We start from the raw sequence: 21,799 nt of genomic DNA on the forward strand, positions 1-21,799 counted from the left end.
GACGACGGCGGCCGCCCCCCACCGGGAACGGCCGCCGTCGTCGTTATGCTTGCCTGCGTTTGGGTTAGTTCACCGGCTTTAGTTCACCGGGCCAGTGAACTTTTCGCCCGGGCCCTTGCCCGGCTCGTCCGGGATCAAGGATGCCTCGCGGAACGCCAGCTGCAGCGAACGCAGGCCGTCCCGCAAGGGCCCGGCGTGCTGCGAGCCGATCTCCGGGGCCGCAGCCGTCACGAGTCCGGCCAGGGCGGTGATGAGCTTGCGGGCTTCATCCAGGTCCTTGAGGTCCTCTGCGTTGGGGTCGTCGGCCAGCCCCACCTTGACGGCAGCCGCGCTCATCAGGTGCACCGCTCCGGTGGTGATGACCTCCACGGCCGGCACCTCCGAAATGTCGCGGATTTGCTGGGCCAGTCCGGCGTCGTCGCCTTCCTCGGTCCGGTCGGGGGAATTGCTGTCTGAAGTGCTCATGCTGGTAAGCTTGACACAGACCGACTGAGAGTCGCCATTTTGCCGTGGAACCACAATGTGGACCGCAGCGCTTGGCCAGCGAAGTCCGGCAGCTGCCACCCGATGTGCAGTTGGCGGACTGTTTCTGTAGACTTGACTTTCAGTTTGCAAGCGGAGTTCTCTCCCACCCGCGTCAGCCGTTTCCCTCAGGGGATGTTAAGTTGCCGGGTATCTGGTCGGACATTGTCCGGGACCTTATCCCGTTCAGTGCGTACCTGTCGTAGCGGCAGGTCCCGATCTTCCGAGGCCTTCGATTGCGCCAGCAATTGGGGGCCTTCTCTTTTTGCCGGTGGAACACTAACCACAACCACAGGAGCTTTGACATTAGCGAGCCAAGAATCAATGAGCGTATCCGCGTCCCCGAGGTGCGGTTGGTCGGCCCTGCCGGCGAACAGGTAGGAATTGTCCGTATCGAGGATGCCCTGCGCCTGGCTGCCGAATCTGATCTGGATCTCGTTGAAGTTGCACCGCAGGCCAAGCCTCCGGTGTGCAAGCTGATGGACTTCGGCAAGTACAAGTACGAAGCCGCCGTCAAGGCCCGTGAGGCCCGCAAGAACCAGACCAACACGGTTCTGAAGGAAATCCGCTTCCGCCTCAAGATCGACACCCACGACTACGAAACGAAGCGCGGCCACGCGCTCCGCTTCCTGGGTGCCGGTGACAAGGTGAAGGCCATGATCCAGTTCCGCGGCCGTGAGCAGCAGCGCCCCGAAATGGGCATCCGCCTGCTGCAGCGCTTCGCGGAAGACGTCGCCGAAGTCGGTGTGGTTGAGTCCAGCCCCCGGATCGACGGCCGCAACATGGTCATGGTGATCGGTCCGCTGAAGAACAAGGCAGAGGCCAAGGCCGAAGCCCGCCGCGCGGCCCAGCGTGCCGAAGCCAAGGCGCAGAACGAGGCCAAGGCTGCAGCGCGGATCGACACCTCGGGCAACGACGCTCCGCTGACCCAGACCCTGGGGGACCTGCTTCCGGCAGGGCTCCTGAACCAGTCTGAAGAGCAGGGCATCGAGCAGGAAGCGACCCCGGTCGTGGAGGCTCCCGTCGTGGAAGCACCCGTTGACGAAGCTCCGGTTGCGGAAACCGTCGTCGAGGAGACTCCTGCCGTCGAGGAGGTTCCGGTTGCGGAAGCTCCCGCTGAGGAAGCCCCCGTCGTCGAGGAAGCACCGGCAGAAGCTCCCGTCGTCGAGGAAGCTCCCGTCGTCAAGCAGGCCGAGGTAGCTCCGAAGCCTGCCGCCGCGCCGAAGCCCGCAGCTGCAGCGGTTCCGAAGCCGATGGCAAAGCCTGCGGCTCCGAAGCCCGTCGCCCGTCCGGCGGCACCGAAGCCGGCCAAGCCGGCAGCGCGCAAGACCAACTAGTCACGCCGCCGGAAGCAACGCTTCCGCCCGGCACGCAAACAGCACGCCGGCCCTACGGGGCCGGCTGCACCAAAGAACTGCAGACCCGTCTGCGGACACGTAAGGAGATCGGTTCCCATGCCGAAGATGAAGACCCACAGCGGTGCCAAGAAGCGCTTCAAGCTGACCGGTACCGGCAAGCTGAAGCGCCAGCAGGCCAACCGCCGCCACTACCTGGAGCACAAGTCCTCCACCCTGACCCGTCGCCTCGCCGGCGACAAGATCGTCTTCAAGGGCGATGCCAAGGTCATCAAGAAGATGCTCGGCGTCTAAGTTCCACGTTTTTGCTGCCACCCGGCAGCACTGACTACACCAAAGCCTTCCCCCACCGCCAGGAATACGGCGGCCGAGGGGATAAGAATTCTGAAGGAGTACGCACGTGGCACGTGTGAAGCGGGCGGTAAACGCCCACAAGAAGCGTCGGGTCATCCTTGAACGGGCAAAGGGCTACCGCGGTCAGCGGTCCCGCCTGTACCGCAAGGCCAAAGAGCAGCTGTTGCACTCGTTTGTGTACAGCTACGGCGACCGCCGCAAGCGCAAGGGTGACTTCCGTCGCCTCTGGATCCAGCGCATCAACGCTGCATCCCGCGCCAACGGCCTCACCTACAACCGCCTCATCCAGGGCCTGAAGGCCGCTGAGGTTGAGGTTGACCGCCGTATGCTGGCCGAGCTGGCCGTTTCCGACGCCAACGCCTTCACCGCGCTGGTGAACGTGGCCAAGGCTGCCCTGCCCGCCGACACCTCCGCTCCGGCCGCCAAGGCCGAGGCTGCCCCGAAGGCTGCTTCCAAGGCTGCCGCCGCTCCGAAGGCTGCTGCAAAGCCGGCCATCGAAGGTGCCGTCGCCGCCGTTGAGGGCGAAGACGCTCCGGAAGGCTACGAGATCAAGGGCAACGCCGAGTCCAAGAAGTACCACGTTCCGGGTTCCACCTGGTACGACGCCACCGCCGCCGAATACTGGTTCTCCACCGTTGAGGCTGCAAAGGCTGCCGGCTTCGAGCCGGCCGGCGGCGAAGCCCGCCAGCAGATCAAGAACTAGTCGCAACAGCCACTAAAGTTCTTTATATGAACGAAACCGGGCGCCCGCAAGATTTTCCGATGTCCAACCCCCGAGCCGATCGGGTCAGGGATGTCGCAAAGCTTGCAGGGCGCCCGGCCCGTTTAAAGCGCGGCCACTTCCTGGCGGAGGGTCCGCAGGCTGTGCGCGAGGCTCTGGTGCTGCACCGGGAACGCACGCTGGCGGGCGGGCCCGGCGTCGTCCATGAGCTCTACGCGAGCCAAAGCTGCCTTGAGCGGCTCCCCGAACTTGCCGATCTGGCGGAGGGCGTGAACCTCCGCCTGGCCACCGACGAAGTCCTCGCCGCCATGGCCGATACCGTGAACCCCCAGGGCATCCTGGCGGTCTGCGGCTTCGTCGACGTCAGCCTTGATTCAGTGCTCGACGCCGGTCCGCGCCTTGTGGCGGTCATGTGCCAGGTGCGCGACCCCGGAAACGCGGGAACGGTGCTGCGTGCAGCTGACGCGGCGGGCGCGGACGCGGTGGTGCTGACGGCGTCGAGCGTGGATATCTACAACCCCAAGGCCGTGCGCTCCACGGCTGGCTCGCTGTTCCACCTTCCCGTGGTCCTCGGAGCGGACGTCGATGAGCTGGTGGCCGCCTGCAAGGCCCGCGGAATCGGCGTGCTGGCCGCGGACGGCTACGGCACGGTCAACCTGGACAAGCTGCAGGACGAGAACGCCGCCCGCAGGCTGGGCGCCACTGACGTCGTATCCGAGTACGCCCTCGAAAACCCGACGGCCTGGCTCTTCGGCAACGAAGCGCAGGGCCTGTCCGACGCCGAGCTCGCCCTGGCCGAGCACCGCGTGGCCGTTCCCGTCTACGGCTCGGCGGAAAGCCTGAACCTCGGCACGGCGGCCACGGTGTGCCTCTACGCCAGCGCACGGTCCCAACAGGCAAGCTGAGCCGCCGGATTAACGGCAGGAGGTTCCTGCCGGTACGGTATTTCTTGCAGGGGAGGGGGCCGCGGGTCCCGGCTGTTCCCCGCGATTTCCCCGGATCCTGTGAAGAGGAGAAGCTTTCGTGGCTGCAAATGGCGGTACCAAGGCGATTGTGGCGGCACTGGCCGCCAACCTGACCATCGCCTTGTTGAAGTTCGTTGCCTTCGCCCTGACGATGTCATCGTCCATGCTCGCGGAGGCGATCCACTCCGTTGCCGACTCCGGAAACCAGCTGCTGCTGCTGATCGGCGGCAAGCGGGCACAGCGCGCCGCGAGCCCGGAACACCCTTTCGGCTACGGCCGGGAGCGGTATATCTATGCCTTCATCGTCTCGATCGTGCTGTTCAGCGTCGGTGGCCTGTTCGCCCTGTATGAGGCCTGGGAGAAGTTCCAGCACCCGCACGCCATCGAGGGCGATTTCTGGTGGGTTCCGCTCGCCGTCCTGGTCGGCGCGATCGTCGCGGAAGGCTTCTCCTTCCGCACGGCCATCATGGAGTCCAACCACATTCGCGGCAAGCAGAGCTGGGCGAAGTTCATCCGCAACGCCAAGCAGCCCGAACTGCCCGTGATCCTGCTGGAGGACTTCGGCGCCCTGCTCGGCCTGGTGTTCGCGCTCTTCGGCGTCGGCCTGACCCTCCTAACGGGCAACGGCATCTGGGACGCCGCGGGCACCGGCATGATCGGCCTGCTGCTGGTTGCGATCGCCGTCGTCCTGGCCGTTGAAACCAAGTCCCTGCTGCTGGGCGAATCCGCCACCAAGGAAGACGTCGCCCGCATCACCGAGGCCCTCGAGTCCGACGGCACCCGCCTGATCCACCTCAAGACGATGCACCTCGGCCCGGAAGAGCTGCTCGTGGCGGCGAAGATCAGCGTGGGGGCTGCCGATACCGGCGAGGGCATCGCCCGGGCGATCGACGACGCCGAGAGCCGGATCCGTGCGGCGGTGCCGATCGCGCGTGTCATCTACCTCGAACCGGACATCGTCCGCGTCAAGGCGTGATGCAGGACCGGCAGGACGGTCCCAAAGAACGACGCCGGCCGTGCATGATGCACGGCCGGCGTTCTCTGTTTTCGGATGCTGTGTTGGACCCGCCCCGGGGGGCAGGCAGCAGGGGTCAGGCGGTGAGCAGGCGCCTGCGTTCCAGCAGGCCGCTCAGGGCCGCGACGCCAAGCCCCAGCAGGGCCAGCACGGCGCCAACGAGGGCCGGGGCCACGTAGCCCCAGCCCCAGGCGATGACCACGCCGCCGAGGAAGGCGCCGAGCGCGTTGGCGACGTTGAGTGCCGAGTGGTTCAACGACGAGGCCAGCGAGGGTGCGTCGGGGGAGGCGTCGAGCAGGCGGGTCTGCAGCGCGGGAACGAGCATTGAACCCGCGCCGCCGACAATGAAGACCATGACCAGGGCGGACCATGCCCAGTGAGCGGCCACCGCGTAGACGACGAGAGCCAGCGCAATCGCCGGAAGCACCCGGTAGATCGTTCCCATGACGGACTTGTCCGCGATACGGCCGCCCAGGATGTTTCCGGCCACCATGCCGAGTCCGTAGAGGGCCACGACGAGCGGGACCATCCCTTCGGGCATCCCGGCAACAGAGGTCATGGTGTGGGCAATGTAGGTGTAGGTGGCAAAGAAACCGCCGAAACCGACGATTCCGATCAGCAGGGCAAGCCAGACCTGGGCACGCTTCAGGGCACCGAGTTCGCGGCGGATGCTCGCGCCCGGATGGGCCGCTTCGAAGGGCACGAACTTCCAGATCAGCGCCGTGCAGAGGGCGCCGATGACGCCGACCACCACGAAGAGCAGCCGCCAGCCGTAGTTCTGGCCCAGCCAGGTGGCAGCGGGAACCCCGATGACATTGGCCACCGTCAGGCCCGCCATCACCATGGAGATCGCCCATCCCCGCTTCGTGGGGGCAACCAGGCTTGCCGCAATCACCGCGGCCACGCCGAAGAACGCGCCGTGCGGGAGGCCGGCGGCAAAGCGGCTGAGCACCATGCTGCCGTAGTCCGGGGCGATGAATGAACTCAGGTTGGCCACGCTCAGGAAGAGCATCAGGCCCAGGGCAAGGTTCTTGCGCGGAAGCCGGGCACCCAGCGCCGCGAAAACCGGAGCGCCGACCACCACGCCGAGGGCGTAGGCGGAGATCAGGTTGCCGGCTTCCGGCGTGCTGATGCGCAGGCCATGTTCGATTTCCTTGAGGAGGCCCATCATGGCGAATTCGGTGGTGCCGATGGCAAAGCCGCCCATGGCGAGGGCAAAGATCGCCAGGGCAAGGTGTCGGGTGCCGCGCTTTGCAGCAGCAGCGGGCGCTTTGGTTTGGGTCATGGTCCTGTTTCCTGGGCTGTGGTGCCGGACATTCCGCACGGCTTTTTGGGCCGCGGGAGGATAAATCTGATTTTCAAGTCTAATGTTCTGCAACCGTCCCTTGCCCGTGGCTGTTCCCCGGCGAAGGAACGAGGCGAGGGTGGCGGTGGAGGGCCCACGCCGCCCGGGTTCCCTGGCTGAGGAACGAGGCGAGGGTGGCGGTGGGGACTAGGCTGGAGCGGTGACTTCGCTGATCAGTGTCTCCGGTGCCGCCATCGTAGACTCCCTGGACAATCCCCGCCTCCTTCTGGTGGCGCGTCGCAGCGCACCGCCGAAGTTCGCCGGAATGTGGGAATTCCCGGGCGGAAAGGTTGAGGCAGGGGAAAGTTTCGAGGACGCACTGCACCGGGAGCTCCGGGAAGAACTCGGGGTCGATGTTCGCCTGGGCCCCGAAATCCCTTCGCCGGAGGAGGCCGGGTGGACGCTGAACGAGCGAGCCGTCATGCGGGTCTGGTTCGCGGAAGTGCTCGACGGCGAGCCGCACCCCCTCGAGGACCACGACGAACTGCGCTGGGTCCGCTTGGAGGACAGCGAAAAAGCCCTGGGGCTGCCGTGGATTCCGGCGGACTTCCCGATTGTGCGGGCTTTGCTGGAACAGGTGGCCGCCAGGGCCTGAGGGGCTCTGTGCCGGACGCCCACTGCCGGACCCATGCGTTGGGCGGACTCAGAAGAGAGTGCTCTGCCCCGGGGCGAGCGCCTGCCCTTTCGCGTGTGAAAGCCCTTCCGGATGAGCCGGCCCGGCGCCGGCCGTGCGGCTGTGGTTCCGGGCATGGCGGTGACTGAACCCGCTGCTTGCGGTGAATCCGTGGCGGGCCTTGAAATACCTCACCCGGCCGGCCAGCCACTCACGGTACTCCTTCGGTGGATACGCGCCTTGCGCGTAGAGCCGGCGATACCTTTCCGTCAGTTCCGGATGGTGTGCGGCCAGCCATCGCATGAACCACTCGCGGGTTCCCGGCTTGAGGTAGAGCGCCCCGGCAGTCACTCCGGTGGCTCCCGCGGCCGACAGTGCGCTGAAGAGTGCTTCAAGGGCGTCGTCGCTGTCGCTCAGCCAAGGGAGGACCGGCATCGCCATCACACCGCAGGGTAGTCCGGCGTCGCGCAGGCGGGCGATCAGCTTCAGCCGCGCCCGCGGTGCCGGAGTGCCGGGCTCGACGACGGCCGCCAGGGCCTCGTCCATGGTGGCCAGGGAAATGCCGAGGTCCACGGGTACCTGGCTGGCTGCGTGCTTCAGCAGCGGGATGTCCCTCGCCAGCAGGGTTCCCTTCGTGAGGATCGAAAACGGTGTGCCGGAATCTGCCAGTGCCCTGATGATTCCCGGCATGAGCTGATACCGGCCTTCGGCGCGCTGGTAGGGATCGGTGTTGGTGCCAAGGGCCACCTGATGGCGGCCCCAGGACGGTCTGGCGAGTTCCTTGCGCAGGACCTCCGCGGCGTTGATCTTCACCACCACCTGGGAATCGAAGTCCTGGCCGGCGTCGAACTCCAAGTACGTGTGGGTCTTGCGGGCAAAGCAGTACACGCATGCATGGCTGCACCCCCTGTAGGGGTTGATGGTCCATTCGAACGGCATGCGGGAACCGGCAGCCACCTTGTTGAGCACTGATTTTGCTGTGACCTCATGGAAGGTGACCCCGGAGAATTCGGGAGTCGAGATGGAACGCACAAGCCCGGCCAGCGGAAGCAGGGCATCAGGAGCAGGGGCGGCCCTGGAGGCAGTGCTCTTGCCGGCGTCTCCACCGGCCGGTCCGGGCAGTTCCGGTTCGGGCATCGGTGAAAGAGCCTGTGCGTCCCATCTCATGGACCAATTCGAATATATGTTCGAACTTAAGTCAAGGAAGCCCGGAGCGCCGGACCCGGGAAGGTACTAACGTGCTGGCTAGCGGAGTGATCCAAGGGACACTGCGCAACCTCCTGGCCGTCCTCCCGCGCCAGGACATCAACGCCTAACAGCGGGGGAGGAATGGTCATGATGCGTTCACGTTCCTCGGGCGGGAGCCCAGCGGACCAGGCCCGGGGCGACGCCGGTGTTCTCGGCAATGAGCGCTTGACGGCGTTGACCGGTGCTGTGCTGCTGGTGCTGTTCGCGGTGGAGATCGTCACCGTGGTCCTGCTGCGTGGCCTGATGCCGGCCCACTTCTTCGTCGGCGTGTTGCTCATCGGCCCCGTGGCGGTGAAGACCGCGAGCACGGGTTGGCGGTTCCTGCGCTATTACACCCGCCATCCGGCTTACCGGCGGAAGGGACCGCCTCGGCCCGCGATGAGGGTGCTCTCGCCGCTCCTGCTCGTCTCCACCCTTGCCGTGATCGGCAGCGGGGTTGCCCTCGCACTCACCGGCCCGGCTCCGGCGCTCCTGCTCAGGATCCACGTGATCAGCTTCCTGGCCTGGCTGGTGCTCACCATCATCCACGTCACCGTCTACGCCGCACGGGTACCCAAGGCCATCGACGAGGACTGGAGGCGGAGAACGGACCGAGGCGAACCGAGAACGGGAAGACGGGCCCGGCTGGCGGTCAACGTCGCGGCTCTGGTCGCCGCCGCGATCCCTGCCGTGGCCCTGGTGCCCACCGCCGCCCCGTGGGCCGGCTGGCCGGAACAGGCAGTGTCCGGATTCGGGGTCGTCGCCGTCGTCGCGATAGCCGTCACCGGGGTGCTGACCGCCATCCGCCGGCGCCTCCAGTAGGCCTGGGACCCCCGGCTCAAGGGACGCCATGAGATCTCCGGACCCCTGCAAGGGCCCACGCCGCCAGGGTTCCCTGTGCGAGCGCAGCGAGTTCAGGGTGGCGGTGGGGACTAGTCTTAGGCACATGATCCTCCTCAGCGGCTTCGAGCCTTTCGACGGCGATCACGCCAACCCCTCCTGGGCTGCCGTGCGGCTAGCCCGCGACATCCTCCGTGGCGAGGGGCTGGACGTCGAGGCCGTGGAACTGCCGTGCGTCTTCGGGGAGTCCGTGCGGGTCCTCCGCCGGGAGATCGACCGGCTGCAGCCGGCACTGGTCATCAGTGCCGGACTGGCCGGCGGGCGCGAAAGGCTTTCCCTGGAACGCGTGGCCATCAACTGCGACGACGCCCGGATCCCGGACAACGCAGGCAACCGCCCCGTGGATGAGGAAGTGGTTCCGGGAGGCCCTGCGGCCTACTTCAGCACCCTTCCCGTGAAGGCGGCGTTGCGCGCCCTGCAGCTCGCGGGCCTGCGGGCAGAGGTTTCGCAGACCGCCGGAACGTACGTGTGCAATCACGTGTTCTACGGGCTCATGCACTGCCTTGCCACGGATTCACCGGGGACGCGCGGGGGCTTCATCCACGTTCCGCGGGAGAGTCAAGCGGGCACTTCCGGCGGCATGTCCCTGCAGGACATGGGCGAGGGGATCGCCGTCGTCGTCCGGACCGCCCTGGCGACCACGCTGGATGTGAAGGTCTCCGCGGGCGCCATTTCCTGAAGGTCACCCTTCCGGTGCAAGCAACTCCCATGTCACCACGATGCTCGCCGAGACCGCGACCGTGCCCGGCTCGATGGCGACCCCTTCGGCAGCGAAAGTCCGTGCCATGTCGCGTGCAACGGGAACCGGCATGCCATGCTCCGGGCGCTGCTCGATCGACAGCACCTGGCCAAGCCGGGAAGCGGCAAGGCCGGCGAAGCGCCGGGCCTTGACCTCGGCGTCACGCCACGCGGCGTCCTGCGCCATCGCTGCCACTGCGGAGGAGTCCTTGAACCCCTGTTCGATGCCGTTGATCCGCACGCTGTTGCCGCCCGCCGAAATCGCGGCGGAAATCGCTGCAGGCGCCAGGTGCGGCGGTCCCAGGCGGGCCACAAGATCCGTGGATGCCACATAGCCGGTGACCTTCTGGCCCTGGTTCTCCACCCAGACCACGTCCGGCCGCAGGTTCAGCCCGCTGGTACGGAGGTCGCTGTCCGCCACCCCGCGCTGGCGCAGTGCTTCCGTGACGGTGAGCGCGACGTCGGCGGCGTCGTCGTAAGCGCGCGCGGCGGTGTCCTGGCGGACCTCGACGGCGAGGGTCAGGGTGAGCAGGTCAGGAACCGCTTCGGCGGTGCCGTCCCCCGTCACAGTGATGCTGCGGGTCATGTCATGCCTCGATTCGTTGTGCCGTTCCGGGTTTTTCGGCTGGCAGCCTGCCTGTCAGGGTAGCCGCCGGCGGCGAGCCCGGCCTGCCGTTCGAAGAAGTTCGCGGTGCCCGGATTGCCGGTGCGCAGCACGGACCATCCGGCGCACAGGGAATACAGGACGAGGAACGGCAGGCCGAGGCACCAGGCGTACTGCGTGCTGTGCCGCTCCTCGTGGCCCAGCAGCACAGGATCCCGTCCGGCGCTCGCAGTCCCCGCCCGGTACAACACCACATTTCCCACGGTGAACGCCCGTGCGTCCGGCAGGGCTCAGGTGTAGCCTTCCGCGATGGTCAGTCCCCGCGGACCGCGGCTGCAGCGGGCACCCGCAACCCGGGCCAGCAGCAGGCCCAGGGGAGTGGAAAGGTTCAATGCGTTGGCGATCCGGCGGAGCCGCTGCCCGGGAGTCATACGGCCATGCTAGCGCCGCCCCTTGGCCCCGTCCGCCGGCAAGGCTACTCTGATCCTGCAAACACCAGGAACCCTGGTGGGCGGATGATCGGGGGGAACCATGCGGCCAGGACGTGCCGTTGCTGCCATCGCAGTTCTGGTGGCCGTGCTCTTTGCGCTGACGGGTTGTTTCAAGCTCAACATGGACATCAAGGTCCACAGCGAGAAGAGCGTGGACTATGAAGTGGTCTACGCGCTCCAGAAGGACGTCCTGAAGGGCAAGTCCTTCGACGAATTCATGAAGTCGAACAACGGTTCGGCGGACATGACCATCCCCGAAGGGGCGAAGGTCGAGGAGTTCGAAGACGCCAAGTACAAGGGCAAACGGATCACTGCCGCCAACATCGACCCCGGCAAGATCGCCGAGGCCGAGAAGGACTCCGCCAACAAAATGACCCTGGTCAAGGACGGCGACTTCTACGTCCTGACCGTGGGGAACCTCTCCAACGATTCCAATGACCCGCAGGGTGCACAGATCGCCAAGGCCATCTTCGACGAAGCCGTGCTGAAGGTGACCTTCCCCGGGAAGGTAGTGGAGGCCGACGGCGCGAAGATCGACGGCAACACGGCCACCATCGACTTCTTGTCCACGGACGCCAAGCAGATCAGGGTCAAGGCCGAAAGCTCCCCGGGCTTCCCCATCCCGATGTGGGCGCTATGGGGCGGCATTGCCCTGGTGGTGGTCATCGCAGGCCTCATCCTGCTGTTCGTCCTGTTGTCCCGGCGCAAGGCCCAGCCGGTGCCGGCCGGAGGCCCGATGTTCCCTGGAGGCCCGGTGCCCCCTGGAGGTCCTGCGGGCTGGGCGCCGGGGGCGGGAACACCGCCGGTCGCAGCGCCGTCGTGGCCCGCGCCTCAGCCCGCCGCCCCGACTCCCGCGCCCGCACCGCCCCTGCCGGGCCACCCGCCGGCGCAGCACGGTACGCCTCCGGCGCAACCCGGCACGCCTCCGGCGCAACCCGGCCAGGGCGGGCCTGCCTGAATGACGGACGGGTTAAATCCCGCCTGCGGCGTTCAACTAGACTGAGGGGTAATGCCCGCCGGATGATCCGGTGAGCGTTGCCCCTTTGTCTTTGCCGTGCTGCTGGCCGGCGGAGGACACTTCCGACTCGTAGCTAAGAACAGTAGATGACTGACACTTTGCCGGGCGCCGCCATCCCGAACCCGCTGGATGAAGCCGCCATCACTGCCGCCGTCGAGGCCGCCGTCGCCGCGATTGCCGCAGCGTCCTCGCTCGAAGAACTCAAGGCCGTCCGTCTGGCCCACACGGGGGAGAAGTCGCCCCTGAGCCTTGCCAACCGCGAAATCGGCGGCCTGGCCAAGGAACACAAAGCCGCTGCCGGCAAGCTCATGGGCGCCTCCCGCGGCCGCGTCAACCAGGCCCTCGCCGCCCGCACCGCGGAGCTCGAAGCCGAAAACGACGCCCGCATCCTGGTCGAAGAGACCGTTGATGTCACGGCGGCACCGCGCCGCCGTCGCGCCGGTGCCCGGCACCCGCTGTCCACCCTTCAGGACCGCGTCGCGGACATCTTCGTGGGCATGGGCTGGGAGATCGCCGAAGGTCCCGAGGTCGAGTCCGAATGGTTCAACTTCGACGCCCTGAACTTCAAGCCGGACCACCCGGCCCGCGAAATGCAGGACACCTTCTTCGTGGAGCCCCCCGAAGCCCACCTGCTCATGCGCACGCACACCTCTCCGGTGCAGGTCCGCTCCATGCTGGACCGTGAAGTGCCCATCTACGTGCTGTGCCCCGGCAAGGTCTTCCGCACCGATGAACTCGACGCCACGCACACCCCGGTCTTCCACCAGTTCGAAGGCCTGGCCATCGACAAGAACCTCAGCATGGCCGACCTGCGCGGAACCCTGGAACACTTCGCCCGGCAGATGTTCGGCGACGAAGCCTCCATCCGCCTGCGCCCCAACTACTTCCCCTTCACCGAGCCGTCCGCCGAGCTGGACATCTGGCACCCCGGCGCCAAGGGCGGCCCCCGCTGGATCGAATGGGGCGGCTGCGGCATGGTCAACCCGAACGTGCTGCGCGCCGCCGGCATCGACCCCGAGGAGTATTCAGGTTTTGCCTTCGGCATGGGCATCGAGCGCACCCTCATGTTCCGCAATGAGGTCAGCGACATGCGCGACATGATCGAAGGCGATGTACGTTTCAGCGAGCACTTCGGGATGGAGATCTAACAGTGCGTATCCCCCTTTCCTGGCTGCGCGAATTCGCGCAGGTACCGGCCGATGCCACGGCCGAAGATGTCATGGCCGAGCTCGTCAAGGTCGGTTTTGAGGAAGAAGCAGTCCACCGTCCCACCGACGCACTGAAGGGCCCGGTCGTCGTCGGGCAGGTCCTGAGCCTCGTCAAGGAACCGCAGTCCAACGGCAAGACCATCAACTGGTGCCAGGTCCGCGTAGTCCCCGAAGGCCAGGAGCAGACCCTCACCGGCAAGGGCATCGACCCGTCCGGCGTGCAGGGCATCGTCTGCGGTGCGCACAACTTCGTTGAGGGCGACAAGGTGGTTGTCACCCTGCCCGGTGCCGTGCTTCCCGGCGACTTCCACATCTCCGCCCGCAAGACCTACGGCCACATGTCCGCGGGCATGATCGCCTCCGTCCGCGAACTCGGCATCGGCGAGGACCACGACGGCATCCTGGTGCTGTCCCGGATCGGCCTCGACCCCGAAATCGGCAGCGACGCGATGGAACTGCTCGGTCTCTACGACCAGGCAGCGGAAATCAACGTCACCCCGGACCGCGGCTACGCCTTCTCCATCCGCGGCGCGGCCCGCGAATACGCCCACGCCACCGGAACGGCCTTCACGGATCCGGCCTCCAAGGTCAACGCCCCGGAGACGTTGCAGGGCGGCTACGGCGTCAAGCTCAACGACGACGCGCCCATCTACGGCAAGCCCGGCTGCGACCGTTTCGTTGCCCGCACCGTGCGCGGCGTGGACGCCACCGGACCGACGCCTCCGTGGATGGCGTCGCGGCTGCGCCTGGCCGGCATCCGCTCCATCTCGCTGCCGGTGGACATCTCCAACTACGTCATGCTTGAGCTCGGCCAGCCGAACCACTGCTACGACCTGGACAAGCTCGCCGGGGACATCGTGGTGCGCCGCGCCGTGCCCGGCGAGAAGATCCTCACCCTGGACGGCAAGGAACGCGCGCTCGACGTCGAAGACCTGCTGATCACCGACGATTCCGGAGCGATCGGGATCGCCGGCGTCATGGGCGGGGCCAACACCGAGGTGTCCGACTCGACCACGAACATCCTGGTCGAGGCCGCCCACTTCGATGAGGTCTCCATCGCCCGTGCCCGCCGCCGCCACAAGTTGCCGTCCGAAGCCTCCAAGCGCTTCGAACGCGGCGTTGACTGGCAGCTTGCCGGGGTGGCCGCGCAGCGCGTGGTGGACCTGCTGGTGGAACTCGCGGGAGGCACCGCCGACGAGGCGGGCACCGACGTCGGGACCGCGCCGGAAACCGCCACGATCGAGCTTCCCGCAAGTTTCCCGGCCGAGCGCATCGGCATCGACTTCAGCGAGGAGCAGATCATCGGCTGCCTCGAAGACCTGGGTGCCGCCGTCGAGAAGACGGAGAACGGCTATCGGGTCACCGCACCGAGCTGGCGCCAGGACCTGGAGACCAAGGAAGACCTTTCCGAGGAAATCGCCCGCCTGGTGGGCTACGAGAACATTCCGGCCACCCTGCCGGTGGCTCCTCCCGGCCGCGGGCTGACCCGTGCGCAGCAGCAGAAGCGCCGCGTGGTCCAGGCCCTGGCTGACGCCGGCCTCACCGAGGTGCTGTCCTACCCGTTCGTCTCCAAGGCCGCCAATGACACCTTCGGCGTCGCCGAGGAAGGTGCGGGCCGTGAGGCCCTCAAGCTGGCCAACCCGATCAGCGAAGAACAGGGCTACCTGCGCACCTCGGTGCTGCCCGGGCTGATCGAAGCGGCCCGCCGCAACCTCTCGCGCGGCTTCCGCGACCTCGCCCTGTACGAGTCCGGACTGGTGTTCCTGCCTGACGGGAAGCTCGGCACGGAGTCCATTCCGCCGCTTGGCGTCCGGCCGGCTCCGGAGGTCCTGGATGGACTGTTCGACGGCGTCCCGCACCAGCCGCTGCACATCGCCGCCCTGATGTGCGGCCACGACTCGCCCGCGGCCGCCGGCCACGCTCCGCGCCCGTGGGACTGGGCGGACGCGCTTGACGCCGCCCGCTTGGTGGGCGACGTGCTCGGCGTCGAACTCGTGGTCAGCCAGGGGAGCCACCAGGCCTTCCACCCCGGCCGCGCCGCCCAGCTGGCGCTGCGCTCGGGTGAAGTGGTCGGCTACGCCGGTGAACTCCACCCGAAGCTGCTGGCCGCCCACGACATGCCTGCCCGTTCGGTGGCCATGGAACTGGACGCGGACGCGATCTTCGAGGCCGCAGCGGACGTCATCGTCGCCAAGCACATCTCCGGCTTCCCCGTAGCCACCCAGGACGTTGCCCTGGTGGTTCCGCAGGATGTGCCGGCCGATGCTGTCCTGGCTGCCCTCCGCGAGGGCGCTGGTGAATTGCTCGAAGACGTGGCACTGTTCGACGTTTACGTGGGCAAGGGCATCGAGGACGGCAAGAAGTCCCTCGCCTTCGGGCTGCGTTTCCGGGCGACGGACCGCACGCTCACCGCCGACGAAGCATCGGAAGCCCGCGAGGCCGCCGTCGCCGTCGCCGCGGAGCGCTTCGGCGCAGTGCAGCGCTGACCTGACGCCGCGAAACCAATGGCAAAAGCCCCTTGAACCGGACGGTCCAAGGGGCTTTTGCGTGACGGGATGGACATGGACAGGCTGAACCTGCGGCTGGAGGTGCTCGACGCCGTGGCGGCGCCTTCCGCCGTCATGGCTTCGGTGCTGCGCGGAGCCGCCGGGGAGCGGGCCGCCGCCTTCGCGCATGAGCCGGACAGGGCGGAGTTCCTGGCCGGGCGCGCCGCCCTGCTGGTCTTCGCCGCCGGGCTCCTCGAGGTGGACCCCGCCCGGCTGGAACCGCGGTATGACTGTCCGCTGTGCGGACCGGATGCCGGCCACGGCCGCCCGGCCTTCACGCTCGACGGCGGCCCCGCACCGCTGCTGCTCAGCGCCTCCCGGGCGGCGGGCAGGGTGCTGCTGGCCGGCGTCGTGCATCCGGAACCGGGCGTGCGGCTGGGGGTGGACCTGGAAGACTTCACCAAGGTTGCGTTCGGTGGATTCGACGCAGTGGCACTGGGGAGCCCGGAACGAAGCTGGGTGCAGGGGCTGCCTGAGCAGGACCGCAACCGGGGACGGGCGCGGCTGTGGGCACGCAAGGAAGCCTGGTTGAAGCGCAGCGGCGAGGGCCTGCGGCGGGATCCTGCCGGCTTGGACGCCCTGGAACTGCCCGGCCTGGCGGACCTCGCGCTGGACGGAACGGACCCATGCATCGAACTGGCGGCGCCGGTGCCCGCAAACCTGGTTGCCGCCGTCGCCTTCGCCTAGCGGCGTTCAGGGAGCCATTCAGGGAAGCAGCGGCAGGGCTTTGCGGTAGAGCCACGGCTCCAGCACGGAAGCGCAGTCCAAACCGGGCACGCAGCTGTCTGCAGTGGCCACGAAATCCGCGGTGGACACCGAGCCGTGCTTGAAGGCCGCGGTCCACCGCCGGAGCAAGCCGAAGAACGCTTCGTCCCCGCAGGCGGTCCGCACCGCGTGCAGGGCCAGGGCGCCGCGCTTGTAGACGCGGTCATCGAACATGAGCCTGGGACCGGGGTCGCCCACCAGCAGATCCTGGGGTTCGAGGGCGAGCTTCCGCCACGCCGCCGCCGCCCGCGCGGCCAGGGGCATCACCCTGGACTCCTCGGACCAGATCCATTCCGCGTAGCAGGCGAAACCCTCGTGCAGCCAGATGTCTTTCCAGGAGGACACGGTCAATGAGTTCCCGAACCACTGGTGGGAGAGCTCATGGGCGATCAACCGCTGCGACTCCCAGTCCTGGCCCAGGTGGTTGCGGCCGAAGATCGAGAGCGTCTGGGCCTCCAGCGGGATTTCGAGATGGTCCTCGGTGGCCACCGCCGTGTACTCCTGGAACGGGTAAGGGCCGAAACAATCCACGAAAGTGCGCATCATGTCCGGCTGCCGGGCCAGGCCCTCCCGGGCGTCGGCGGCCATGGCCCGGGTGGCAGCGACGTACTGCGGCACTGCGGCGGGCCGGGGCGCGTCGGCGTGGTGCGGGTGTCCGGAGTCCGGAGTGAGGGGCAGCAACTCATAGCGTCCGATCTGCACCGTGGCCAGGTAGCTCGGCATCGGCTCGAGTTGTTCGTACACCCAGGTTTCGCGGCTGGACTTGCGGCTGTGCGAGATAAGCCGCCCGTTGCAGATGGCACGGTAGTTGGCATCCGTGGTCACGCTGATCAGGTAGCTCGACTTGTGCCGCGGGTGGTCGTTGCACGGGAACCAGGACGCGGCGCCGTTAGGCTGCCCGGCGACCAGGACGCCGTCTTCCAGTTCCTCCCAGCCGACCTCGCCCCAGAGCCCGCGCCGGGGCTGCGGATTGCCCTCGTAGCGCACCTCCACGGTGAAGGACTGGCCGGGGCTCAGGCGCTCCTTGGCCGTGATGACCAGGTGCTCGCCCCGGGCGCCGAACCTGGGCACCTTCTTCCCGTCCACCAGCACCTTCGAGGCCCTGAGCCCCACCAGGTCCAGCATGATCTGCTGCGTCTCCGCCAGGGCAACGCAACGCAGCACGGCCCTCCCGCTGAGCCGGTTGCTGCCCAGGGCGCACTCCAGGTCGAGTTCGTAGCGTTCCACCCGGAAAGCCAGGCTTCCGTGCTGCAGGGTGTAGCGGTCCGTCGCTGCGTCCGGGCCGGGGACTGTCTCGCTGCGACTCATCGTGTTCTGCCTGCCTCCGGGGTTCGCTGCTGTGCCGGTCTCGTTGCTGTGCCGGTCTCACTGCCGTGCCGGTCTCACTGACGTGCCGCCGGGGCGGCTTCCTGCCAATCTACGTTACGGCACCGGGATCATTGGGAACTGTTCACGCACTGTGTTCACAGCCCATCGTTTGGTCCGGCCCAGGGGCTGACGGGGTTGCCCATCCAGTAAGTCCCCGCCGGGACGGCCTCGCCGCGCATCACCAACGACGCCGGCCCCACGGTTCCGCCGCTGCCGATGCTGGCCTGGGGGAGGATGACGCCGTGCGGTCCCATGGTGGCGCCGTCGTCGAGGACGACCGTGTCGATCGCCATGATGCGGTCGTGGAACAGGTGGGTCTGCACCACGCAGCCCCGGTTCACCGTGGAGCTCCTGCCGAGGCTTACCAGGTCGGCCTCGGGAAGCCAGTAGCTTTCGCACCAGGTGCCGCGCCCGATCTTCGCGCCGAGGCCGCGCAGCCACCACACCAGGGCGGGCGTCCCTGCGGCGGCACGGGCGAACCACGGTGCACTGACCATTTCGATGAAAGTGTCCACCACCTCGTTGCGCCAGATGAACGCACTCCAGAGGGGATGCTCGCCGGCCGTGATCCGGCCCACCAGCAGCCATTTCGCCGCGACGGAGCTGAGCGCGGCCACTGCACCGGCGAGCAGCATCACAACTCCGCCCAGCAGGGCGGCAACCCAGTAGGACGTGCCGGAGGCGATCCAGTCGAACGCCAGCATGATCACGACGGCGATCCCCGCCGTCAGCATGACCGGCAGCAGGCGGCAGAGTTCCCACAGCCCGCGCCGGGTCTTCAGGGCGGCCGAAGGGTTGAAGGTGAGGCTCTTGTCGGCGTCTACCACCGTGCGCCGCAGCCGGACCGGCGGACTTCCCAGCCACGAGGTGCCGGACTTCGCCTTCGCCGGGGTGGCGGACAGCACGGCCACCAGGGAGTTCTTGGGCACGCTGCGGCCGGCGGCCGTCATTCCGGAGTTTCCGAGGAAGGATCGTTTGCCGATCTTGGCCGGGCCGATCTTGATCCAGCCGCCGCCCAGTTCGTAGGAGGCCACCATTGTGTCGTCGGCCAGGAACGCGCCGTCGCCGATCGTCGTCATCCTCGGCAGCAGCAGCACGGTGGACGCCTCGACGTTCTTGCCCACGGTGGCCCCAAGCAGGCGCAGCCACAACGGGGTGAACAGGCTGGCATAGATCGGGAACAGCAGGTCCCTGGCCAGGTCCAGCACACGTTCAGTGGCCCAGACCTGCCAGCCGGCCCGGCTGTTGACCCTGTAGTACCCCTCCTTGAGGCCAAGGCCGAGCAGCCGCGTCACGGCGAGGACCAGCAGAAGGTTGCAGAGGAACCAGGCCAGGGCGGCGAACGGCACCGAAAGCAGCACCTCGGGAAGGGCCGACTGCAGGGACGGCTTGCCGCGGACGAAGGCCAGCAACACCAGGGCGCCAACCAACGCCGAGGCATAGGGGATCAGGGCAAGCAGCGCGGAGGCCCCCGCAAACGCGGCGAACCAGAGCCGGTGGGTCCAGCCGGAAGAAGCGGGGACCTCGGGCCAGTCGTACTTCGCCTTGCCGCGGCGTTCGGCGGGGGAGCCGGCCACCAGATGGCCGGCCTTCACCTTGCCGAGCACCGCGGACCCGGCCTCCACCCTGGCGCCGGCTCCGATGCTCGTGCCGGGCATCAGGGTGCTACGGGCCCCCACCGTGGCGCCGGCTCCGACACGGATTTCGCCGATGTGCACCGAATCGCCGTCAACCCACCACCCGGACAGGTCCACCTCGGGCTCGATGTTGCTGCCACTGCCCAAAGTCAGCATGCCGGTGACGGGAGGCAGGGAGTGCAGGTGCACGTTGTTCCCGATCTTCGCGCCGAGGGCCCGGGCGTAGTAGGGCACCCAGGGAGCGCTCGCCAGGCTGATGGCTCCGGCCAGGTCCTGGACCTGTTCGGCCAGCCACAGCCGCAGGTGCACCTTCCCTGCGCGCGGGTAGCTGCCTGGCCGGACCCCCCTCAGCAGGAACCGGGCCGCTACCACGGCGATCGCCATGCGTCCGAGCGGGCTGACGAACACCAGCCAGGATGCGAGGATCCACCACCAGGACACCACGGGCGCCGCCGAGAAGCCGGCCAGGTCGGCCAGCAGCCGGTTCGCGGCCATCAGGTACGTCAGCCAGCGCATGCCGGTGAGGATGTGGAGCACGATGCCCATCAGCGTCTGGAACAGCTGCGATTTCAGCGCGGTGGGACGCACGGGGCGCTCGACGGCGGGAGCCGGCATGCCGCCGTCGGGCAGCGACTGCCGGGCCACTTCGACGAGGGCGCCGACACGCGGCGTCGCATAGATTTCGGCCACCGTGATGGTGGGGTAGCGGACGCGCAGGGCCGAGACGAGCTGGGCCGCGGCCAGGGAGCCGCCGCCGTAGGCGAAGAAGTCGGCGTCGAGCGACGTCACGGGGGAGCCCAGGACGGACTCCCACTGCTCCGCGATCCAGGCGGCATCTTCGGGAAGGTTCAGCGGTGCTTTTTCAGCGTCCGCGGCCGAGGCGCCGGGAAGGGGCCAGGGGAGGGCAAGCCGGTCAACTTTGCCGCTGGTCTTCGTTGGAAGGGAATCCACCACCGCCAGCAGCGGAACCAGGGCGGCGGGAAGGCTTTCCATCAGCAGGGTGCGGGCCAGCGCGAGGTCCGGCTCCGCTGCCTCCACGGGCGCGAGGTACCCCACCAGGATCTGGTTCCCGGCCGCCGTCGTCCGCACTGCGGCGGCTGCCCCGGCAATGCCCGGCAGCGCCTGCAGGGCGGCATCGACCTCGCCGAGTTCGATCCGGCGTCCGCCCAGTTTCACCTGCTCGTCGGCGCGGCCCTGGAAGATCAGGCCCTCGCGTTCGTAGCGCACCAGGTCGCCCGAACGGTAGGCGCGGTTCCAGCCCAGGGTCGGCATCGGCGCGTACTTCTCGGCGTCCTTGGCCGGGTCCAGGTAGCGGGCCAGCCCGACGCCGCCAATGATCAGTTCGCCGGTTTCGCCCTCGGGCACCGGAATGCCGGAAGGGTCGACGACGGCGAGGTCCCAGCCGTCCAGCGGCAGCCCGATCCGCACGGGGCCGGGTCCGCCGAGGGGAGCGGCGCAGGCAACCACCGTCGCTTCGGTGGGTCCGTAGGTGTTCCAGACCTCGCGGCCGTCCACGGCCAGGCGTTCGGCGAGTTCCGGCGGGCATGCTTCACCGCCGAAGATCAGGAGACGGACATTCTCCAAGGCTTCGGCGGGCCAGAGCGCGGCGAGGGTGGGCACGGTGGAGACCACGGAGATGCCGTGGTTGATCAGCCAGGGGCCGAGGTCCATGCCGGAACGGACGAGGGCGCGGGGCGCCGGGACCAGGCAGGCTCCGTGCCGCCAGGCCAGCCACATTTCCTCGCAGGAGGCGTCAAAGGCCACGGACAGTCCCGCGAGCACGCGGTCCTGCGGCCCGATCGGGTCCTCCTGCAGGAAAAGCCGCGCTTCGGCGTCCACGAAGGCCGCGGAGGAACGGTGCTGCACGGCCACGCCCTTGGGCGTGCCGGTGGAACCTGAGGTGAAAATGACCCAGGAGTCGTCATCAAGGCCGGGCCTGCGCGGCGCCGGGAAAGGGGCCGGGCGCTCGCCGCGGACCTGAACGGCCAGGCCTGCCGTCACGATGCCCGCCACCCGGGCCTCGCCGAAGACCAGGCGGGCGCGCTCCTCGGGGTCGTCTGCGTCCACCGGGACGTAGGCGGCTCCCGCGAGCAGGATGCCGAGGATCGCCACGTAGAGATCGTTGCTGCCCGAAGGGATCCGGACGCCGATCTTGTCACCGGGGCCAAGGCCGTGGCGGTGGAGGGTTTGTGCGAAGGAGCGGACCACCGCGAGGAGTTCCGTGTAGCTCAGCGACTTGCCGTCATCCAGCGCCGAGGCCTCGGGGAAACGCTGCGCAGTGTCTTCAAGGATGTCCACCAGAGTGCGTTGCGGCGGTGCCGCGGCAGCACCGGGAAACTGCGGCAGGTAGGCGCCGCCTGTGATGCCCGGGTCCGGGGTCTCGATGTATTGCTCCTGTGTCACCGCA

At 67.9% G+C, this 21,799-nt stretch carries 20 protein-coding genes; 12 read left to right on the forward strand and 8 right to left on the reverse strand.

Annotation, left to right across the window (positions count from 1 at the left end; all coding sequences use genetic code 11):
• Positions 1 to 78: 78 nt before the first annotated feature.
• On the reverse strand, positions 79 to 465 hold the full coding sequence (locus tag ACNQPB_RS18625; protein WP_115789832.1) for a DUF1844 domain-containing protein: 387 nt from the start codon (positions 463 to 465) through the stop codon (positions 79 to 81).
• A 404-nt stretch (positions 466 to 869) separates the two neighbouring features.
• Here ACNQPB_RS18625 and infC point away from each other — a divergent pair, with 404 nt between their 5' ends.
• The 5 genes from infC to ACNQPB_RS18650 all read left to right on the forward strand — a co-directional run bounded on the left by infC (position 870) and on the right by ACNQPB_RS18650 (position 4,893).
• A complete protein-coding gene (gene infC / locus ACNQPB_RS18630) occupies positions 870 to 1,859 on the forward strand; it encodes a translation initiation factor IF-3 (protein ID WP_498753907.1) in 990 nt (329 codons plus the stop codon).
• A 117-nt stretch (positions 1,860 to 1,976) separates the two neighbouring features.
• Positions 1,977 to 2,171: a 50S ribosomal protein L35 gene (gene rpmI / locus ACNQPB_RS18635; RefSeq protein ID WP_059387794.1), complete on the forward strand. Its 195-nt coding sequence runs from the start codon at positions 1,977 to 1,979 to the stop codon at positions 2,169 to 2,171.
• Between the two features lie 106 nt (positions 2,172 to 2,277).
• Positions 2,278 to 2,934: a 50S ribosomal protein L20, sunset domain variant gene (gene rplT / locus ACNQPB_RS18640; RefSeq protein WP_498753908.1), complete on the forward strand. Its 657-nt coding sequence runs from the start codon at positions 2,278 to 2,280 to the stop codon at positions 2,932 to 2,934.
• 26 nt (positions 2,935 to 2,960) lie between these two features.
• Entirely contained in the window at positions 2,961 to 3,857 is an 897-nt protein-coding gene (locus tag ACNQPB_RS18645) for a TrmH family RNA methyltransferase (protein WP_498753909.1), read from the forward strand.
• A 118-nt stretch (positions 3,858 to 3,975) separates the two neighbouring features.
• Positions 3,976 to 4,893, forward strand: a complete 918-nt coding sequence (locus tag ACNQPB_RS18650; RefSeq protein ID WP_498753910.1) for a cation diffusion facilitator family transporter — start codon at positions 3,976 to 3,978, stop codon at positions 4,891 to 4,893.
• Positions 4,894 to 5,008: 115 nt separating this feature from the next.
• Here the strand turns inward: ACNQPB_RS18650 and ACNQPB_RS18655 are convergent, their stop codons facing one another.
• The gene (locus tag ACNQPB_RS18655; protein ID WP_498753911.1) at positions 5,009 to 6,217 is read right to left on the reverse strand and encodes an MFS transporter; all 1,209 of its coding nucleotides are present in this window, start codon (positions 6,215 to 6,217) and stop codon (positions 5,009 to 5,011) included.
• 220 nt (positions 6,218 to 6,437) lie between these two features.
• Here ACNQPB_RS18655 and ACNQPB_RS18660 point away from each other — a divergent pair, with 220 nt between their 5' ends.
• Positions 6,438 to 6,872 carry a (deoxy)nucleoside triphosphate pyrophosphohydrolase gene (locus ACNQPB_RS18660; protein WP_498753912.1) on the forward strand — a complete coding sequence of 145 codons (435 nt, stop codon included), beginning with the start codon at positions 6,438 to 6,440 and terminating at the stop codon, positions 6,870 to 6,872.
• Between the two features lie 48 nt (positions 6,873 to 6,920).
• Here the strand turns inward: ACNQPB_RS18660 and ACNQPB_RS18665 are convergent, their stop codons facing one another.
• Positions 6,921 to 8,057, reverse strand: a complete 1,137-nt coding sequence (locus ACNQPB_RS18665) for an Rv2578c family radical SAM protein (RefSeq protein WP_498753913.1) — start codon at positions 8,055 to 8,057, stop codon at positions 6,921 to 6,923.
• Between the two features lie 168 nt (positions 8,058 to 8,225).
• Between ACNQPB_RS18665 and ACNQPB_RS18670 the strand changes: the two genes are divergently transcribed.
• Both ACNQPB_RS18670 and pcp read left to right on the forward strand, forming a co-directional pair.
• Positions 8,226 to 8,939 (forward strand): hypothetical protein, encoded by a 714-nt coding sequence (locus ACNQPB_RS18670; protein WP_498753914.1) that lies wholly within the window; start codon positions 8,226 to 8,228, stop codon positions 8,937 to 8,939.
• Between the two features lie 124 nt (positions 8,940 to 9,063).
• Entirely contained in the window at positions 9,064 to 9,696 is a 633-nt protein-coding gene (pcp, locus tag ACNQPB_RS18675; protein ID WP_498753915.1) for a pyroglutamyl-peptidase I, read from the forward strand.
• 3 nt (positions 9,697 to 9,699) lie between these two features.
• Here pcp and ACNQPB_RS18680 read toward each other — a convergent pair whose 3' ends face one another.
• From ACNQPB_RS18680 to ACNQPB_RS18690, 3 genes are read right to left on the reverse strand one after another with little or no spacing between them, the layout of a single operon-like run.
• On the reverse strand, positions 9,700 to 10,341 hold the full coding sequence (locus tag ACNQPB_RS18680) for an SIMPL domain-containing protein (protein ID WP_498753916.1): 642 nt from the start codon (positions 10,339 to 10,341) through the stop codon (positions 9,700 to 9,702).
• Complete coding sequence (locus tag ACNQPB_RS18685; protein WP_498753917.1) at positions 10,338 to 10,610, reverse strand: hypothetical protein; 273 nt, start codon at positions 10,608 to 10,610, stop codon at positions 10,338 to 10,340. Before ACNQPB_RS18685 ends, ACNQPB_RS18680 begins: the two co-directional genes overlap by 4 nt.
• Positions 10,611 to 10,649: 39 nt before the next feature.
• A complete protein-coding gene (locus ACNQPB_RS18690) occupies positions 10,650 to 10,790 on the reverse strand; it encodes a hypothetical protein (protein ID WP_498753918.1) in 141 nt (46 codons plus the stop codon).
• A gap of 100 nt (positions 10,791 to 10,890) precedes the next feature.
• Between ACNQPB_RS18690 and ACNQPB_RS18695 the strand changes: the two genes are divergently transcribed.
• The 4 genes from ACNQPB_RS18695 to ACNQPB_RS18710 all read left to right on the forward strand — a co-directional run bounded on the left by ACNQPB_RS18695 (position 10,891) and on the right by ACNQPB_RS18710 (position 16,309).
• On the forward strand, positions 10,891 to 11,808 hold the full coding sequence (locus ACNQPB_RS18695) for an LppM family (lipo)protein (protein ID WP_498753919.1): 918 nt from the start codon (positions 10,891 to 10,893) through the stop codon (positions 11,806 to 11,808).
• Positions 11,809 to 11,954: 146 nt separating this feature from the next.
• Positions 11,955 to 13,016, forward strand: a complete 1,062-nt coding sequence (gene pheS, locus ACNQPB_RS18700; RefSeq protein ID WP_498753920.1) for a phenylalanine--tRNA ligase subunit alpha — start codon at positions 11,955 to 11,957, stop codon at positions 13,014 to 13,016.
• Between the two features lie 2 nt (positions 13,017 to 13,018).
• Positions 13,019 to 15,562, forward strand: coding sequence for a phenylalanine--tRNA ligase subunit beta (gene pheT / locus ACNQPB_RS18705; protein ID WP_498753921.1), 2,544 nt, complete (start codon positions 13,019 to 13,021; stop codon positions 15,560 to 15,562).
• A gap of 75 nt (positions 15,563 to 15,637) precedes the next feature.
• Positions 15,638 to 16,309: a 4'-phosphopantetheinyl transferase family protein gene (locus ACNQPB_RS18710; RefSeq protein WP_498753922.1), complete on the forward strand. Its 672-nt coding sequence runs from the start codon at positions 15,638 to 15,640 to the stop codon at positions 16,307 to 16,309.
• A gap of 18 nt (positions 16,310 to 16,327) precedes the next feature.
• On the opposite strand, the gene ACNQPB_RS18715 is transcribed toward ACNQPB_RS18710, so the two are convergent.
• On the reverse strand, positions 16,328 to 17,695 hold the full coding sequence (locus tag ACNQPB_RS18715; protein WP_498753923.1) for a M1 family metallopeptidase: 1,368 nt from the start codon (positions 17,693 to 17,695) through the stop codon (positions 16,328 to 16,330).
• A 155-nt stretch (positions 17,696 to 17,850) separates the two neighbouring features.
• Entirely contained in the window at positions 17,851 to 21,795 is a 3,945-nt protein-coding gene (locus ACNQPB_RS18720) for a Pls/PosA family non-ribosomal peptide synthetase (protein WP_498753924.1), read from the reverse strand.
• Positions 21,796 to 21,799 lie beyond the last annotated feature (4 nt).

The organism is Curtobacterium sp. LFS079, assembly GCF_047977865.1.
GTDB lineage: Bacteria > Actinomycetota > Actinomycetes > Actinomycetales > Micrococcaceae > Arthrobacter.